Origin of the sequence: Streptomyces sp. PTY087I2 (assembly GCF_001687325.1) — a bacterium.
In the GTDB taxonomy this organism is placed as follows: domain Bacteria; phylum Actinomycetota; class Actinomycetes; order Streptomycetales; family Streptomycetaceae; genus Streptomyces.
This window is the reverse complement of record NZ_LZRD01000004.1, coordinates 163,862-179,057: the sequence shown is the minus strand read 5'-3', so window position 1 is coordinate 179,057 and position 15,196 is coordinate 163,862. Positions and strand designations below refer to the sequence as shown.

Below are 15,196 nucleotides of genomic sequence, written 5' to 3'. Positions count from 1 at the left end.
CGCCGGTGCGTCACCTCCCCGCACGCTCACCCGAATGCCGCGTCCCCTCGGCCCGGCCCTGTCGTTGTCGGGATGTGACAGCTGAAGTCTCGCAGAGGAATGTGCCGACCCCATGACTGAAGAAACCATCCTGCTCAGGGACTTCCTCGCCACGATGAACCGCTTGCAGGCGGAGTTCGAACGGCGACTCGACGGCATCGAACGCGACGCCCCGCCGGGGGCGCCACCGCACGGAGACTCCCGTGCGATGGCAGATCCCTGGCAGCCCTGGAGCGGTCACGACCTGGGCCGCCCTCTCGGGCTGGAGGCCATCTGGGCCGACGCCCGCCGTTCACCGGTCGGGCGAGCGGATGCGCCCGAAGGCCGGCCCCGAGCGGAGAAAGCATTCCTCTCCGGTTACCCCGACTGACCGCCCACCTCGACGGACCGCGCCCCCCTGGCCGACCGCGCCCGCCTCTCAGCAGGAGCCGCGGTCCGGTCAGACGGCACGCGGCGCGCGCCGCATCACCCACAGCGCCGGGCCGCCACCCGGCAGCCGCGCCTCGCCCAGCACCGTGAAGCCGAAGTGCTCGTAGAACGGCAGATTGTCCGGCTTGGAGGACTCCAGGTAGACCGGCAGACCCGCCGCGTCGGCCTTCGCCAGCCCGGAACGCAGCAGCGCCGCCCCGTGCCCCTGGCCCCGGGCGGCCGGGTCCGCACCGACGACCGCCAGATACCAGTGCGGCTCCTTGGGACCCTGCTCGGCGGCCGCCGCGACCGCGTCCCGGAACAGCGGCGCCCGGTCGCCGAGGATCTCCTCCAGCTCCGCGACCGTCTCCGCGTCGGGAACGGTCTTCTCCTGCCCTTCCGGCGCCACCCAGAACGCGGCCGCCGACGCGGTGCGCTCGCACACCCCGTGGCGGCCGTACTGCCGGGTGAAGATCGTGGTGAAGTACCGGACCAGGTCGGGCTCGCGCGCGGCCCCACCGGGGAAGAACCACTCCATCATCGGATCGCCGGCGAAGGCGCGGGCCAGGGTGCGGCTGATCTCCGGGGCGTCGTCGAGCGTGGCCGCCTGCGGAGTGTTCGTTATCGACATACGGGTCATTCTGCACGTTGATGATCTTGCTCGGCGGGCGGGGGCCAGGTCCGGCTCAAAACCGACGAACCCGGCCGCCGGCCCCTGACGGGTGACCGGCGGCCGGGCCTCAGGGCCTCGCGCCCCTACGTCTTGCGCCGCATCGACTACGCCTTGCGCTGCATCGACGAGCGGGCCGGGTTGCCCTGCTCGCCCGCCTTCGGGTCCTTCTCGCCCGCCTTCGCGCGGACGCCCTCCTCGATGCGCTTGCCGATGGTGGCGTCGATGTTCGACCAGTACGTGAACGCCCGCTGGAGGATCGGCTCGGTCACTCCGTTCAGGAGGTGGCCGACCACGTTGTCCACCAGCCGGTCCCGCGCCGCGTCGTCCAGGACCTCGCGGACCATCGTGCCCGCCTGGCCCCAGTCGTCGTCCTCGGCGTGGTCGACGTAGGCCGCCCGGGTGATGTCCCCGTCGGCGTACCAGCTCGGCGGGGGCCCGAAGAGCGCCGGGTCCGCTTCCGGGCCGCCCTTGGAGTTCGGGGCGTAGACCGGGTCGGAGGTCTTCCGGTACGCCATCGCCCCGTCCTTGGAGTACGTGTGCACCGGCGCGACGGGGGCATTGACCGGCAGCTGCTGGTAGTTGCCGCCGATGCGGTGGCGGTGCGCGTCCGCGTAACTGAACAGCCGCGCCAGCAGCATCCGGTCCGGGCTCGGGCCGATGCCGGGGACGAAGTTGTTCGGCTGGAAGGCCGCCTGCTCGATCTCGGCGTGGTTGTCCGTGGGGTTGCGGTCCAGCGTCATCCGGCCGACCTCGATCAGCGGATAGTCGCCGTGCGGCCACACCTTGGTCAGGTCGAACGGGTTGAACCGGTAGTCCTTCGCGTCCTCGAACGGCATGATCTGGACCTTCAGCGTCCAGCTCGGGAAGTCGCCGTCCCGGATGTGCTCGAACAGATCACGCGTGTGGTAGTCCGTGTCCACCGCCGCCATCTGGTCGGCCTCGTGCTGCGTGAACGTCTCGATGCCCTGGTCGGTCTTGAAGTGGTACTTCACCCAGAACCGCTCACCCTGCGCGTTGATCCACATGTACGTGTGCGAGGTGTAGCCGTTCATGTGCCGCCAGGTGCGCGGGATGCCCCGGTCGCCCATCAGCCAGGTGACCTGGTGGGCCGACTCCGGCGAGAGGGTCCAGAAGTCCCACTGCATGTCGTGGTCGCGGAGGTTGTTGTCCGCCCGGCGTTTCTGGGACCGGATGAAGTGCTGGAACTTCATCGGGTCCTTCACGAAGAACACGGGGGTGTTGTTGCCCACCATGTCGTAGTTGCCTTCGCTGGTGTAGAACTTCACCGCGAAGCCGCGCGGGTCCCGCCAGGTGTCCGGGCTGCCCCGCTCCCCCGCGACGGTGGAGAACCTGACGACCAGGTCGGTCGTCGTGCCGGGCTGGAAGAGCGCGGCCTTCGTGTACGCGGAGACGTCCGCGGTCACCTCGAACTTCCCGAAGGCCCCGCTGCCCTTGGCGTGCGGCTGCCGTTCGGGGATGCGTTCGCGGTTGAACTGGGCCATCTGCTCGATCAGGTAGGAGTCCTGGAGCAGGATCGGCCCGCCCGGGCCGACGGTGAGCGAATGCTCGTCGCTCTCCACCGGGGCACCGGAGTCGGAGGTGGTCGGCTTACGGGTCGTGTCCGTCATGTCCTCGTGTCCTCGTGTCCTCGTGTCCTGTTGTCGGTCGTGCGCGGGAGCGGGGGCCTCGGCTCGGCCCGGCTCCACGGCTACCCTGTCGCGCCTCTGCCAATGTAGGCATATGCGGACGAATCGTCCCGTCGAGCGGTTGCGGCCGTCCCGGTCGACGGCCGACGCCCGGCACCCTCGCGGCACCGGGGACCCTCCGCGTATCCCCGTAACCGGAGCTCACACATCCGCCGGGCCCCGGCCCTCGCCCCGAGGGCCGTCTTTCGCCTGTCGGTGTTACGCCGGACGAGGACGGGCGGCGGACGACGGCGAGGGCGAGGGCGAGGGCGGCGCCTGAGGACGGGGCGACGTCACGCGGGGGCGCCGAGCGGCGGGTGCTCCAGCACGCGGGGCTTGTACTCGACCAGCTGGGTGCGACCGTCGAAGGTGCGGTGCTCGATCATGTCGAGGGCGACGTCCGGATAGCCGTCGTAGATGCGTTCAGAGCCCGTGGCCCCGGTGATCACCGGGAACATCACGACCCGGAAGCGGTCGACGAGCCCGGCGCTCAGCAAGGACCGGCACAGGCTGAGGCTGCCGATCGTGCTGAGGAGCCCCGAGCTGTCCTCCTTCATCGCCCGGACCGCGGCGACGGCGTCTTCGCGGACGAGCGTGGCGTTGGCCCACGTCAGCGGCGCCTCCAGCGAGGAGGAGAACACCACCTTGGGCGCTCGCGTGAGCTGGTCGACGGACTCCTCTTCTTCGGGCCTGAAGTCGTCCTGCCCGCTCGGGACCTCGCCGGCGGCGAACCCGGACATCAGGCGGTACGTCTTCGCCCCCATGAGGTACGTGACCTCAGGCTGCTCACCGAGCCAGGCCAGGTACTCCGGGCCTTCCAGGCCCCAGAACCCGGGCCAGCCCTCGCCCGATGCGTAGCCGTCGAGGGAGGTGATGAAGTCGACGAGAAGCTCCGACATGGCGGTGTCCCTTCCTGGGGTGTCATGAACCTTGAGCGTCATGAGCCTTGGGTGTCATGAACGTGGACCGGCGGCGGGCCACAAACTCATCGGCCCCGGTTACGCCCGCCGGGCCGCCACCGCCAGCCGGGTGTCCTCCATGATCAGGTCGCCGTTGACCGCGCCCGCCGCCATGAGGCCCGCCGCAGCCGCACCGATCACCTGCTCGGTGAGGCGGGTGACGTTGCCCGCCGCCCAGACCCCGGGGACCTCCGTCGCACCGGTCGGGTCGGTCGGGATGTACGTACCGATCACCGCGCCGGCCATCTCCTGCGCCACGGGCTCCAGCCCCAGCGACTCCAGGACCGCCGAGCGGGCGGTGAACCGGGCCTGCACCACCAGCGCCTCGCGCGGGACGACCCGGCCGGACGCCAGCGTCACGCCGGTGAACCGGTCGTCCGCGACCTCCAGGTCCGTCACCTCGCCGTCCACGACCGCGATGCCCCGCGCGGCCAGCTGCTCGTACTCCTCCTCTGTGGGCTCCGGGCCCGTGTGGAGGAAGAGGGTCACATCGTCGCTCCACTGCCGCCACATCAGCGCCTGGTGCACGGCGAGCGGGCCGGTGGCGAGCACGCCGATCGGTCGGTCCGCCACCTCGTGGCCGTGGCAGTACGGGCAGTGCAGCACCTCGCGCCCCCACCGCTCCGCAAGCCCCGGCACGGGCGGCAGCTCGTCGACGAGCCCGGTCGTCACGAGCAGCCGCCGCGCCTCGACGCTCCGGCCGTCCTCGGTCACCACCCGGAAGCCCGGCTCCCCGGCCCCGTCCTCGGGCAGCTTCTCGGCCGAGGCCACCCGGCCCTCGACGATCTCCGCCCCGTACCCGGCCGCCTCGCCCCGGCCGATCGCCAGCAGCTCGGCGGGCGGGGTGGACTCGCGGCCCAGGTAGTTGTGCACGTGCGAGGCCGGAGCGTTACGGGGCTCCCCCGCGTCGATCACCAGAACCGAGCGCCGGGCCCGCCCCAGCGCCAGGGCCCCGCTGAGGCCGGCGGCCCCGCCGCCCACGACCACCACGTCGCACCGCTGCTGCTGCATGTCGTTCCTCCTTCGTCACGCGGCATCACCACCGCTCGACGACGAGAGTGCGCGCGCGAGGCCGAAACGACAAACATCCTTGCCGAAACAGCAAGTCACACGACGCTGAACTCGCACCACACGATCTTTCCGGGGTTCCGCTCGGCCACGCCCCACTTGTCCGCCAGCGCCGCGACGAGCAGCAGCCCCCGCCCGCCTTCGTCGTCGGCCTCCGGCGGCCCGTCCGCCGTACGTACGACACCGCCGCCGCTGTCGTGCATCTCGACGCGGATGATGCTCTCGACCCGCTCCAGGTAGATGTGCAGCTTGAAGCCACGCCCCGGGGGCACGCCGTGCCGGAGCGCGTTGGTGGCCAGCTCGGTCACGCAGAGCAGCACATCGTCGGCCCGCTGCTCACACTCCCACTCGACGAGCGCCTTGCGGGCGAACTTGCGTACGACGGGGATCGACCTGCGCTCACGGCAGTAGAAGGCGGCGCGGAAGTAGGGGAGTTGAGTTGTCTCGTTCATGCTTCCACGCTCACACGGAGTTACTACGCTGGAGCAGAGCGGAGAGACGTACAAAAGCTTTTGTACGGGTTCTGACGGGTTGACAGCGGGGCCGGAACGGGGAGAAGCCAGGTCATGCAACCGGGAAAGCAGAGCGGCATCAGGCGGGTTACTTCGTGGCAGCTGGTCGGGGCGCAGCTGCGCCACTTCCGCAAACTCGCCGGGCTGACGCAGGCCGCCCTCGCCGAGCAGGCCGGGGTGGGCGAGGACACCATCGCGTCGATCGAGCAGGGGCGACGGGCGCTTCAGTTAGACCTCGCCATCCAGCTCGATGAACTGCTGGACACCAAGGGTGTTTTGCGGGTCGCGGTGGAGAAGATCCCGCGGAAGGAGCGCTACCAGGCGCTGGTCAAGGACTTCGTGCAGTACGAGCAGGACGCGGTGAGTCTGATCTCTTACGAGTCCCAGCTCATCCCGGGACTGCTCCAGACCGAGGCGTACGCGCGCTTCATCTTCGACTGCAACTACCCACCGCTCGAAGACGACGAGATCGAGAAGCGGGTGGCGGACCGCCTCGGCCGCCAGAAGATCCTGGAGCGCAAGCCACGGCCGATCCTCCACTTCATCCTGGAGGAGAGCATCCTGCACACCGAGTTGGGCGATCCCGACGTCATGCGGGAGCAACTTCTTCACCTGCGGCGGTGCATGGATCTGCCGTTCGTCACCATTCAGATCATGCCTCGGAACACCCGTCGTCACGCCGGGCTCGCGGGGCCGCTCGTTCTGCTGGAGACCCCCGACCACGACCAGCTCGTCTACGTCGATGGCCAGCTGCGCGGAGAGCTGTACGACGAACCCGCCGACGTCAGCGCTCTTATGCAGAGGTATGGGATGCTGCGTTCCCAGGCGCTCACCGTCGAGGAGAGCACCCGGCTACTGGATGCACTGCTTGACGCACTGCTTGGAGAGACATGTCCCGCGCAGCACACCCCGCCCCTGCTCCTACCGAGCTCCACTGGTTCAAGTCCAGCTACAGCAACGGCGACGGCGGCAACTGCATCGAAGTCGCCTACCACTGGCGTAAGTCCAGCCACAGCAACGGTGACGGCGGAGCCTGCGTCGAAATCGCCACCCACCCCGCCGCCGTCCACATCCGCGACTCCAAGGTGACCGACGGTCCCGTCCTCACCGTCGGGCCCGCCACCTGGAGCGCCTTCGTCCACGGCAGCGGCACCGCACTCTGAGCGCCCGACAGTGAACCCGCCCCAACCGCGGCCGGGGCGGTTCTCACGTCAGCCGGCCGTCGACCGCTCCACCGGGATCCACAGCTCCGCCTCCGCCCGCTTGCCGTCCTCCGTCAGCCGCACCCGCAGGATCTCCGGGCCGGGCCTCGACGCGTACGGGTTCGACGGGAACCACTGCGTGAACACGTCCCGCCAGAGGTACTGGAGGGCCTGCGGGAACTCGCCCTCGCTCTCGAAGACCGCCCACGTGCCTGCCGGTACGTCCAGGGCGTCCAGATCCTCCGGAGGCTCGGCCGCGCTCACCACCCCGTGCCAGTAGTCGAGTTCGGTGCCCTCCGCTCGGCTGGGGTCGAGTTGGTCACTCACCCCGACGATGCCCGCCGGCTCCTGGTCCGAGAGGGCCGCTATGCGGTCCAGCTCCTCCCGGCCGATGCCCCGGATGAACTCCGCGATGGCTGGATTCGGTCCCTCGTGGATGAGCGGGACGCGGGCCTTCTTCCCGACCACCCGGAACGCGTTCTTCTCCACCAAGCTGTAGCGCATGGCGCTACTCCCTTCGACGACGAGTCGGAAGGTCAGGCGTTGCTGGGACCGCAGAGCCGCGCCCGTGCGGCGCGCCTCGCCGGGGCCGATTCCGTGGACGGCCCGGAAGGCCCGGGCGAAGCCCTCCCCCGTGTCGTAGCCGTACCGCGTCGCCACGTCCAGCAGCGAACGGTCGCGGTCACCGAGCACCTCCGCTCCCGCGACCGTCATACGGCGACGGCGGATGTACTCCGACAGCGGGAGCCCCGCCAGCGCGGAGAACATCCGGCGGAAGTGGTACTCCGACGTCATCGCGATCCGGGCGAGATCCGCCGCCTCGATGCGCTCACCGAGGTGGGCCTCGATGTGGTCCATCGCGTCGTTCAGCCGTTCCAGCACACCCTGACTCCTTCCCTTGCCCGTTCACCGTAGGAAGGAGCCACTCTGCCCGACCCGACCGTCCGTGCCCGGATCGGTCGGGGCCCCACACGGCCCCGGAACGCGAACAGGGGCGGCCTTTCGGCCGCCCCTGTTCTTCTTCAGCCCGTTCAGCTGAGCTTGGCGTCATTCACGGTGCTGGTGACGGTGCCCGCGGTGGAGGTGGTCGCCCCGGCCGCGCCGTCGACCAGCTTGCCGAGGTCGCCGACGTCGTCCAGCGCGCCCAGGGAGACGGCCGGTTCGGCCGCGTGCGCGGTGTCCCCGCCTCCCGGGTGCGGGGCGATGGCGGCGATGACCGCTCCGGTGGCGAGGGTGACGGCGGCGAGTACGCTTCGCTTCTTCATGCCCGGTTCAACGGCCGGGACCCCGCAAAGGGCACGCCCTGATCGAGGATCACCGCCACGGGCACGGATGTCCTCACTCCGGATCCGTACGGACACAGACGCGGACACGGGCGCCGTCACGCCACCGGCAGCGTCACCGTACAGCCGCTGCGTCGTCCGCTCGGCGCAGCTCTCCCGCCGCCAGCACGATCGCCGCAGCCGCGGCGCACAGAAGGCCCGGCATCGCGTACATCATCCGGAGGCTGCTCGGCAGCAGGGACAGGTACTCGTCCCTCGTCACCTCGACCGTCCGGCTGTCCGTGGTCGCCGTCGGATCGTAGGCGACGTACCGGCCGTCCCGTGCCTCCGCGTCCCGCAGCCCCTCGCCCGTCCCCGACACGATCCCCATCACCATGACGGCCACGCTCGCCACGGCCAGGAACGCGAGCCCCGCCCGCACCCTGCCGGGCAGGCAGCGGAAAGCCTGCCACTGCGCGCTCCGGTCCGCGCCGGTCGTGAACTGGCGTACCAGAGCCGCCAGAAACAACGCGAAGGCCGGGACGACGACGACCGCCAGCGGCCAGGCCGGCTCGAACAACGGCAGCGCGCCCCGGCCCGGCAGCCAGGTGAGCGCGGCCAGCGCCAGGGCCACGACGCTCAGCACGGCGGCCGCCCCGCCGTGCAGCTTGAAGCTCCATCTCATGGGGCGGAGCCTGACACAGCGCCCGTCGTCCGTCGCCCCCGCCCCCATCCACCACCGCACTCCACCCCACCTCGCGGTCAACTGCCGCCTGGGGCTGCCTAGTCTGTGTCCATGGTGGTTTACGCCCCCGCGGCGCTCCTCTTCCTCGTCTTCTGTGTGAGCGTGCTGCGCGAGCGCCGGAAGTTCAGCAACGCCGTCATCCTGGGGCTCGCCGTGCTCTGTGCGCTGGTGGCCCTGCTGTACCGCTTGGTCAGCTCGGAGTCGCCCTCGGTGCCCTACGTCGTCGGGGCGCTGGTGGCACTGGCGGCGGTGGCCCTGCTCGTGCTGGTGTGCTTCCTGTTCCTCAACGGCGTACGCATGCTGCGCAAGGAGGGCCGGAGCCCGGCCCATCTGCTGTCGCTGCTGGCCGCGTTCGCCGTCCTCGGCGTGGTCGCCCTGCTGGTCGTGGCCGCCGTGCTGCGGACTCCGGTGCTGATCGGGGTGGCCTGGACAGCGGGCGGGCTGGCGCTGTACTTCTCGTTCCTGTTCCTGTGCTTCGTCTGCTACGCGTTCCTGTACGGGCGGCTCCAGGTGCGCCGGAAGGCCGACTTCGTGGTGGTGCTGGGTTCTGGGCTGATCGGCGGCTCCACCGTGCCGCCGCTGCTGGCGAGCCGGCTGAAGCGGGGGCGCGAGGTGCACGAGCGGCTCTCCCGGCGCGGCGGGTCGCCCGTCCTCATCACCTCGGGCGGGCAGGGGCCCGACGAGGACCTGCCCGAGTCCCACGCCATGGCCGACCATCTGGTGGCCCAGGGGTTCCCCGCGCATCTCATCGAGCGGGAGGACCGGTCGACGAACACCGAGGAGAACCTGCGCTTCAGCAAGGAGATCATGGAGGCGGCCAAGCCCGGCTACCGGTGCGTGGTCGTCACGAACAACTACCACGCCTTCCGTGCCGCCCTCATCGCCCGGCGGGTCCGCATCCGGGGGCAGGTGGTGGGCTCCCCCACGGCCGCGTACTTCTGGCCCAACGCGATGCTCCGCGAGTTCGCCGCGATCCTCGTGGACTACCGGCGGAGCAACGCGGCGATGTGCGTGATCATCGTCCTCGGCGGGGTGGCCGCCTGGTGGGCGGCCTAGGCGGTTTCGTTCGGATCAGCCGGTCGTTGGTCCGGGCGTGCCGTTGGCGCCCGTCTGTCGTGGGGTGCGTGGCAAGGCGAAGGAGCCTCCGCATACTCGATGTATGCGGAGGCTCCCGGAGCGGGGCGAGGCGCCATCGCTGTCGCCAAGCGCCCCGCCCGCAGTCTCCAACAGCCCGTCAGGGGCTACAGGAGGCAGAACAAGGGCCGACGGGTCAGGTGCCGGCGACTCGCATGCGTCCGTGCAGCGCTCGATGCACGGGTGGAGTCAGAACCCCACCTACGACGAAACCGACGATGACACCCTTACTTCCCGCCGCGACCATCCCCATAACGGCACACAGGGCCAGGCCTATGAGGATCAGGCCCAAGATCTTGATCTTGGGATCCTTCCGGTCCAGCCATTGAGCCGTCGAGAAGGCGGTGAGATACACCGTGGAGCCGAAAGCGGCCGACGCCAGAACGGTGAGAATATCCATTCTGCAACCTTTCAAATTCGGAAAGCCGAGTTCTTTCTCTTCGGCCACCAGATTCAGCCGCGTTCCCATTTCGGGTCGGTCGGCCACCGATTTTTACTTGCAGCACCCGTAGCCGGCCTTGCCACTGTAAAGGCCGCTTCCATTTATGGCCGCCGCAGGCGAAAGGAGCGCCAGCGAGGGGTTGACCTCGAACTTGATGCACTTGCCAACGGCAGTTGCACCGCGGCGGCAAACGCCGGGATGGCCGTACCGGCTATCAGCGCAGTGGTCAGCAGCGCTGCATGAACCGTATTCCTGCTCTTCACTTGGGTAATCCCCGTTCACAAAGTTCCGCGGTCGCCGGAACGAAGAGAACACTAGCGATCTTCACAAGAAGGTCAAAATTTGAGCAACTGCTGAGGTTCCCACTTTGCGCTGGACGGCGCGCACACGACTGAAGGCCGAACCACTGCCGACTGCTTCACCCTGACCCCGGGCCCCGGGCCCCGGCTGAGGGGATCCACCGGAACCCGAGGCGCTCAGAAGACGCCCAAGCCTTAGAAGCCCCCGCCGTCGAACCCGCCCCCGAAGCCTCCGCCGTCGCCGAAGCCGCCCCCGCCGAAGCCGGAGGAGTCGAAGTCGGAGCCGGAGAAGTCGCCGCCGCCCCATTCGCCGCCCGCGCCGCCGCCGAAGTCACCGCCGCCGTACTCGGAGGCGTACGCCGGAGTGGCCAGCATCGAACCGAGCATCGTGCCGACGAGGAGGCCGGGGAGCAGGCCGCCGCCGAAGTAGCCGCCCGCCCAGGGGCCGTACGCCGGGCCCGCTTCCCAGTACGGGCGGCGGTTGCCGCCGCCGACGTCGACCGAACGGCTCATGGGGTCCTGGCCCCGGCTGAGCCGGATCTCGTCCGCGCCGCAGACCGGGACCTCGCGGGCCGCACCGCCGGACGGGGTCCAGAGCACGTCGGCGATCGAGGGGCCGTGGCGGGGGTCGAAGAAGCACGGCGGGCGGCGGGCCGGGATCTGCCCGCCCGTGCGGCGGGCCTCCAGGACCGCGAGGGAGTAGCGGCCGTCCTCCAGGGACTGGGTGACTCCGCGGACGTCCGAGGGGTGTGTGGCCCGGTCCATCCTCGTCTTGGCGGTCTCGTAGGAGTCCAGGGCCCGTTCGTAGTCGGCGCGCATGGTGTCGTCCGCGCCCTTCTCGGCAGGGTGGAAGTCCAGGCGCTCCAGGGTTTCGCCGTACGCGGTGATGTCCTCGTCGACGACCACCCGGAGCTTGTCGAGCGCGATGCGCTCCTCTTCCTCCTTGCGGCGCTTGTTGCGGCGGGAGATCGCGTACGCGCCGGCGCCGCCCGCCGCGACAAGTGCGCCGAGCGTGATCAGGCCGCCGACCGGGGCGCCGGGGCCGTCCGCCGCGCCTCCACCGCCGGACCAGGAGGCGGGGGCGGTGCCCCGGGCCTGTTCGACGGCGCGGTCGACGAAGGCGTTGAGCTGGGTGTTCGGGTCGGCAGCGGTAGCCGGGTTCTCCACCGACGCGGTGAGGTTCTGGACCGCCCGGGTCGGCATGACCTGCGGGTCCGCGCCCGCGTCGAAGCCGTCGCCGAGGCGGATCGCGTAGACACCGGTGATGCCGGTGTCGCTGCGCAGGGTCTGGAGGAGGCCTTCCTCGGGGAAGGCGGAGGTATCGGGGAGGACGGCGACGAAGACCGGCTTGTCGGCTTCGGTGATCTTGTCTTCCAGGGCCTTCTCGTCAGCGACGGAGAGCTGATCGCGGGCGCCCGGGTCCACGTACACCGGGTCGTCGCGCAGGGCCTGGGCGGCGTCTTGGATGGTGGCGGCCGGGGCCGCCGACGCAGGAGAGGTCAGGGCGAGAGCCGCCGCCGCGAAGATGAGCAGCAGGCCCGCCAGCAGCGAGGGGAAGAGCCTTTTCCTCATACTTAACGCTACTCCAGACGGGCGACGAACGCCGTCGCCCGCCTGGAGAGCGGGGTGCCTACGCGGCCCGGTACGCCGTGCGCAGCTTGGCCACCGCGCCCGTCAGGTCACCCTTCAGCAGCAGGTGGTCCGCCTCCGCGAAGGGCTTGGCGACCGCCTGGGTGAACTTTCCGTCGATCTTCTGCTGGACCAGCAGCCGGGCCTGGTCCACGATCGCCTTGCCCGCCGGGGTCTTCCCCAGCTTCGCCTTCTCGGCGACCTGGGCGGCCACGGCGAGCGCCGTGAGGGTCAGCTCGCCTCCGGCCGGGGGCTTCTTCAGGGTGGTCAGGCCCCAGCCGTACGGGAACTGCGGGTCGTACGTCGCGTCCCCGACGTTGATCGGGAGCTGCGTCTCCGACTTCGGCCAGGTCACCGGGAGCTGGCCGGTGAAGGCGCGCTTGCCGTAGAGCACGTCGGCCACGCCGTCGCCCTCGGAGCCCGGCAGCCAGGAGGCCACCAGGGCGTCCATGTCCCCGAGCTGGTCGCCGATGAGCTGCGGGCGGCCCGAGACGATGAGGACCGCGCACTTCATGGCCGCGCAGACCTTGTCGACCGCCGCCTTGTCGGCCGCCGTCAGCTCCAGGTCGTGGCCGTTGCCGACGTCCCCGATGCCCTCGGCGTACGGGGTCTCGCCGACGACCACCACACCCACGTCGTAGCCGTCCGTGGCGGCCGAGGCGTCCTTCGAGTACGTGACGGAGTCGGGGTTCTTCGCCGCCTTCTTCATCCCCTCCAGGATGGTCGTACCCGGGGTGATCTTGCCGGAGGAGCCCTGCCAGCTGATCGTCCAGCCGCCGGCCTGGTTGCCGATGTCGTCGGCGTTGGACCCGGCGACGTACACCTTCTGGTTCGGCTTGAGCGGCAGGACAGCCCCGTCGTTCTTCAGGAGCACCTGCGACTTCGCGACCGCCTCCCGCGCCACCGCGCGGTGCTCGGCCGAGCCGACCTTGTCGAGGTGGGTGGTGTCCGCGTACGGCTTCTCGAAGAGGCCGAGGCGGAACTTCTGGGTGAGGATGCGGGCGACCGCGTCATCGATGCGGGCCTCGCTGATGCGGCCCGCCGTGACCTCGTCCTTCAGGGTCTTCGTGAAGTCCTGGTACGCGGTCGGGACCATGATCATGTCGAGTCCGGCGTTGATGGACGTACGGACGTCGCTCGGGTAGTCGCCGGGGATCTGGTCGATGGCCTGCCAGTCGCTGATGACGAAGCCCTCGAAGCCCATCCGGTCCTTGAGGACGCCGTTGATCATCTCGGCGTTGGCGTGCATCTTCACCGGGCCCTGGTCGTCGCCCAGGATGTCGAGGGAGGAGTACGAGGGCATGATCGTGCCGACGCCCCGCTTCACCGACTCCTCGAACGGCGACAGGTGCACTGCCTCCAGCTCTTCGCGGGTGACCTTGGTGATGCCCTGGTCGGTCGTGTACGAGCCGGTGGTCGAGGAGCCGTACTCGGTGCCGCCGTCGCCGACGAAGTGCTTCGCGCTGCCGAGCACCTTGTCGTTGCGGTGCAGGTCCTTGCCGGACGGGCTGCCCTGCATGCCCTGGATGACCGTCTCCATGGCCTCGACGAGGGCCGGGTCCTCGCCGAACGCCTCGTAGGAGCGGCCCCAGCGCTCGTCGCGGGTGACGCAGACGCAGGGGGCGAAGTCCCACGGGATGCCGGTGGCCCGGACTTCCTTCGCGGTGATCGCGCCGGTCTTCTCGGCGCTCTTCGGGTCGCGGCCCGCGCCGATGCCGATGTTGTGCGGCATGATCGTCGCGCCGACGACGTTGTTGTGGCCGTGCACCGCGTCCACGCCGTAGATCAGCGGGATCTGGAAGCGGGTGGCCTGGGCGCGCAGCTGGTAGCCGTCGACCATCTTGGCCCAGGCGGCCGCCGTGTTCGGGGTCGGGACCGAGCCGCCGCCGGAGAGCAGCGAGCCCAGGTCGTACGCGGCGATGTCGCCGGGGGTGCGGAGCGCGTTGCGCTCGGCCTGGGTCATCTGGCCGGCCTTCTCGGCGAGCGACATCCGGCCCAGCAGGTCCGCCACCCGCTGCTTCACGGGCAACTTGGCGTTCTGGTACGGAAGTCCATGGGCGTCGATGACGACCTGCGGGTTCTCCCGGGGGGCCTTCGCGCCGGTGACGGTCAGCTCCAGCGGGATCGTCTTCGCCTCGGCGGGCTTCGACGCCTTCGCCGTGCGGACGGTGACCTTGTGGGTGGTCCCCGAGGCGGTGCCCGCCGGGAAGGTGTGGCTGCCGGTGACCGGGGTGTAGTCCTTCCCGGCCTCCGCCGTCCCGCCCTTGGTGGCGTACTCGATGGTGACCGGCTCCTCGGTGGGGACGGAACCGGTGGTGGCGACGGAGAGCGTCAGCTCGGCGGTCGCGCCGTTCTTCACCGGGCGTACGGCCGTGTCGGTGACCACGCTCGCGGTGAGCGCCGGGTCCGCCTTGCCGTACAACTCGACCGCGTCCAGGGCGAATTCGCCGGGCGCTCCGCCGGGGAGGGTGAGGGCGTAGCCCCACATCTCGTTGAGGCCGAGGACCTGGTCGATGCCGCCGACGGGCTGGTAGTCGGCCCGGTAGACGAAGTCCGCGAAGGGGATCTCGACGAGGTGCCAGCCCTCCCAGTCGTCGGTGAAGGAGGTGGTCCACAGCTCGGACGCGCCGCCGTTGGCGCCGCCGTCCTTGATCTCGAAGTTGATGGTCTTGCCCGAACCGGGCGGCAGGGGCGCGGTGTTCTGGCCGTACCACCAGAAGCGGATGCCCTTGTGGGCGGTCCAGTCCTGCGGCGGGGTGTCCACGGCGAACTCGTGGCTGAACCCGCCGTACGCGCTGATGTCGTAGGAGCCTTCGAGGACCTGCGCGCCCTCGGGGGCGTCCGCGCGTTCGGCGAGCTTCAGCTGCGGGTGGTCGTCCGCGTCGCCGCCCCAGGTGAAGATGGCGTCGGCGGGCGGGTTGTTGCCGAGCGGCACCTCGCCCTCGAAGCGGTCGATGAGGACGGGGGCGGGTTCGTCGGCGGCGGCCGCGGGGCCGGTGGCCGACCCGGCGAGCAGGGTGGCCAGGACGGCCGCGGCGGCGAAGGCGGCCGTCGCGGGTCTGCTTCTGCCCTTGCGGGGGCGGGCGTACGGAATGCGGGGCATTTTTGGGAGCGCTCTCTTTCTGGGGTCCAGGTTTCC

The 15,196-nt window shown here is 70.2% G+C and carries 14 protein-coding genes and 1 pseudogene; 4 read left to right on the top strand and 11 right to left on the bottom strand.

The features are described from left to right. The first annotated feature begins 112 nt into the window (after window positions 1-112). Entirely contained in the window at window positions 113-409 is a 297-nt protein-coding gene (locus tag A3Q37_RS05585) for a hypothetical protein (protein ID WP_065478377.1), read from the top strand. A 69-nt stretch (window positions 410-478) separates the two neighbouring features. Here A3Q37_RS05585 and A3Q37_RS05580 read toward each other — a convergent pair whose 3' ends face one another. The 5 genes from A3Q37_RS05580 to A3Q37_RS05560 all read right to left on the bottom strand — a co-directional run bounded on the left by A3Q37_RS05580 (window position 479) and on the right by A3Q37_RS05560 (window position 5,284). Then, window positions 479-1,087 carry a GNAT family N-acetyltransferase gene (locus tag A3Q37_RS05580; RefSeq protein ID WP_065478371.1) on the bottom strand — a complete coding sequence of 203 codons (609 nt, stop codon included), beginning with the start codon at window positions 1,085-1,087 and terminating at the stop codon, window positions 479-481. 137 nt (window positions 1,088-1,224) lie between these two features. After that, the gene (locus tag A3Q37_RS05575) at window positions 1,225-2,748 is read right to left on the bottom strand and encodes a catalase (protein ID WP_065478368.1); all 1,524 of its coding nucleotides are present in this window, start codon (window positions 2,746-2,748) and stop codon (window positions 1,225-1,227) included. Window positions 2,749-3,098: 350 nt separating this feature from the next. Continuing rightward, window positions 3,099-3,704: a dihydrofolate reductase family protein gene (locus A3Q37_RS05570; protein WP_065478365.1), complete on the bottom strand. Its 606-nt coding sequence runs from the start codon at window positions 3,702-3,704 to the stop codon at window positions 3,099-3,101. A 99-nt stretch (window positions 3,705-3,803) separates the two neighbouring features. Beyond that, complete coding sequence (locus A3Q37_RS05565) at window positions 3,804-4,775, bottom strand: NAD(P)/FAD-dependent oxidoreductase (RefSeq protein WP_065478362.1); 972 nt, start codon at window positions 4,773-4,775, stop codon at window positions 3,804-3,806. A gap of 95 nt (window positions 4,776-4,870) precedes the next feature. Further along, window positions 4,871-5,284: an ATP-binding protein gene (locus A3Q37_RS05560; RefSeq protein WP_065478359.1), complete on the bottom strand. Its 414-nt coding sequence runs from the start codon at window positions 5,282-5,284 to the stop codon at window positions 4,871-4,873. A 114-nt stretch (window positions 5,285-5,398) separates the two neighbouring features. Here A3Q37_RS05560 and A3Q37_RS05555 point away from each other — a divergent pair. Together A3Q37_RS05555 and A3Q37_RS37665 are read left to right on the top strand one after the other, a co-directional pair. Continuing rightward, window positions 5,399-6,193 (top strand): annotated as a pseudogene (locus A3Q37_RS05555) (Scr1 family TA system antitoxin-like transcriptional regulator); the annotation flags it as partial. 41 nt (window positions 6,194-6,234) lie between these two features. Then, window positions 6,235-6,507, top strand: a complete 273-nt coding sequence (locus A3Q37_RS37665) for a DUF397 domain-containing protein (protein WP_079137674.1) — start codon at window positions 6,235-6,237, stop codon at window positions 6,505-6,507. Between the two features lie 48 nt (window positions 6,508-6,555). Here the strand turns inward: A3Q37_RS37665 and A3Q37_RS05550 are convergent, their stop codons facing one another. The 3 genes from A3Q37_RS05550 to A3Q37_RS05540 all read right to left on the bottom strand — a co-directional run bounded on the left by A3Q37_RS05550 (window position 6,556) and on the right by A3Q37_RS05540 (window position 8,493). Further along, window positions 6,556-7,428: an AraC family transcriptional regulator gene (locus A3Q37_RS05550; RefSeq protein WP_065478357.1), complete on the bottom strand. Its 873-nt coding sequence runs from the start codon at window positions 7,426-7,428 to the stop codon at window positions 6,556-6,558. A 149-nt stretch (window positions 7,429-7,577) separates the two neighbouring features. Next, window positions 7,578-7,811, bottom strand: coding sequence for a hypothetical protein (locus A3Q37_RS05545; protein WP_065478354.1), 234 nt, complete (start codon window positions 7,809-7,811; stop codon window positions 7,578-7,580). 133 nt (window positions 7,812-7,944) lie between these two features. Beyond that, a complete protein-coding gene (locus tag A3Q37_RS05540; RefSeq protein WP_065478712.1) occupies window positions 7,945-8,493 on the bottom strand; it encodes a hypothetical protein in 549 nt (182 codons plus the stop codon). 111 nt (window positions 8,494-8,604) lie between these two features. Between A3Q37_RS05540 and A3Q37_RS05535 the strand changes: the two genes are divergently transcribed. Continuing rightward, window positions 8,605-9,609 carry a YdcF family protein gene (locus A3Q37_RS05535; RefSeq protein ID WP_065478351.1) on the top strand — a complete coding sequence of 335 codons (1,005 nt, stop codon included), beginning with the start codon at window positions 8,605-8,607 and terminating at the stop codon, window positions 9,607-9,609. A gap of 214 nt (window positions 9,610-9,823) precedes the next feature. On the opposite strand, the gene A3Q37_RS05530 is transcribed toward A3Q37_RS05535, so the two are convergent. The 3 genes from A3Q37_RS05530 to A3Q37_RS05520 all read right to left on the bottom strand — a co-directional run bounded on the left by A3Q37_RS05530 (window position 9,824) and on the right by A3Q37_RS05520 (window position 15,160). Further along, window positions 9,824-10,174, bottom strand: coding sequence for a hypothetical protein (locus tag A3Q37_RS05530; protein WP_255311748.1), 351 nt, complete (start codon window positions 10,172-10,174; stop codon window positions 9,824-9,826). Window positions 10,175-10,623: 449 nt separating this feature from the next. Then, on the bottom strand, window positions 10,624-12,000 hold the full coding sequence (locus A3Q37_RS05525) for a hypothetical protein (protein ID WP_065478345.1): 1,377 nt from the start codon (window positions 11,998-12,000) through the stop codon (window positions 10,624-10,626). A gap of 58 nt (window positions 12,001-12,058) precedes the next feature. Beyond that, entirely contained in the window at window positions 12,059-15,160 is a 3,102-nt protein-coding gene (locus tag A3Q37_RS05520; RefSeq protein ID WP_065478343.1) for a glycoside hydrolase family 3 N-terminal domain-containing protein, read from the bottom strand. Between the last annotated feature and the right edge of the window lie 36 nt (window positions 15,161-15,196).

What these genes read in the sequence shown, in the direction of transcription:
- A3Q37_RS05585 (WP_065478377.1), top strand. Translation starts at nt 113, where the DNA reads ATGACTGAAGAAACCATCCTGCTCAGGGACTTCCTCGCCACGATGAAC.
- A3Q37_RS05580 (WP_065478371.1), bottom strand. Translation starts at nt 1,087, where the DNA reads ATGACCCGTATGTCGATAACGAACACTCCGCAGGCGGCCACGCTCGAC.
- A3Q37_RS05575 (WP_065478368.1), bottom strand. Translation starts at nt 2,748, where the DNA reads ATGACGGACACGACCCGTAAGCCGACCACCTCCGACTCCGGTGCCCCG.
- A3Q37_RS05570 (WP_065478365.1), bottom strand. Translation starts at nt 3,704, where the DNA reads ATGTCGGAGCTTCTCGTCGACTTCATCACCTCCCTCGACGGCTACGCA.
- A3Q37_RS05565 (WP_065478362.1), bottom strand. Translation starts at nt 4,775, where the DNA reads ATGCAGCAGCAGCGGTGCGACGTGGTGGTCGTGGGCGGCGGGGCCGCC.
- A3Q37_RS05560 (WP_065478359.1), bottom strand. Translation starts at nt 5,284, where the DNA reads ATGAACGAGACAACTCAACTCCCCTACTTCCGCGCCGCCTTCTACTGC.
- A3Q37_RS37665 (WP_079137674.1), top strand. Translation starts at nt 6,235, where the DNA reads ATGTCCCGCGCAGCACACCCCGCCCCTGCTCCTACCGAGCTCCACTGG.
- A3Q37_RS05545 (WP_065478354.1), bottom strand. Translation starts at nt 7,811, where the DNA reads ATGAAGAAGCGAAGCGTACTCGCCGCCGTCACCCTCGCCACCGGAGCG.
- A3Q37_RS05540 (WP_065478712.1), bottom strand. Translation starts at nt 8,493, where the DNA reads ATGAGATGGAGCTTCAAGCTGCACGGCGGGGCGGCCGCCGTGCTGAGC.
- A3Q37_RS05535 (WP_065478351.1), top strand. Translation starts at nt 8,605, where the DNA reads ATGGTGGTTTACGCCCCCGCGGCGCTCCTCTTCCTCGTCTTCTGTGTG.
- A3Q37_RS05525 (WP_065478345.1), bottom strand. Translation starts at nt 12,000, where the DNA reads ATGAGGAAAAGGCTCTTCCCCTCGCTGCTGGCGGGCCTGCTGCTCATC.
- A3Q37_RS05520 (WP_065478343.1), bottom strand. Translation starts at nt 15,160, where the DNA reads ATGCCCCGCATTCCGTACGCCCGCCCCCGCAAGGGCAGAAGCAGACCC.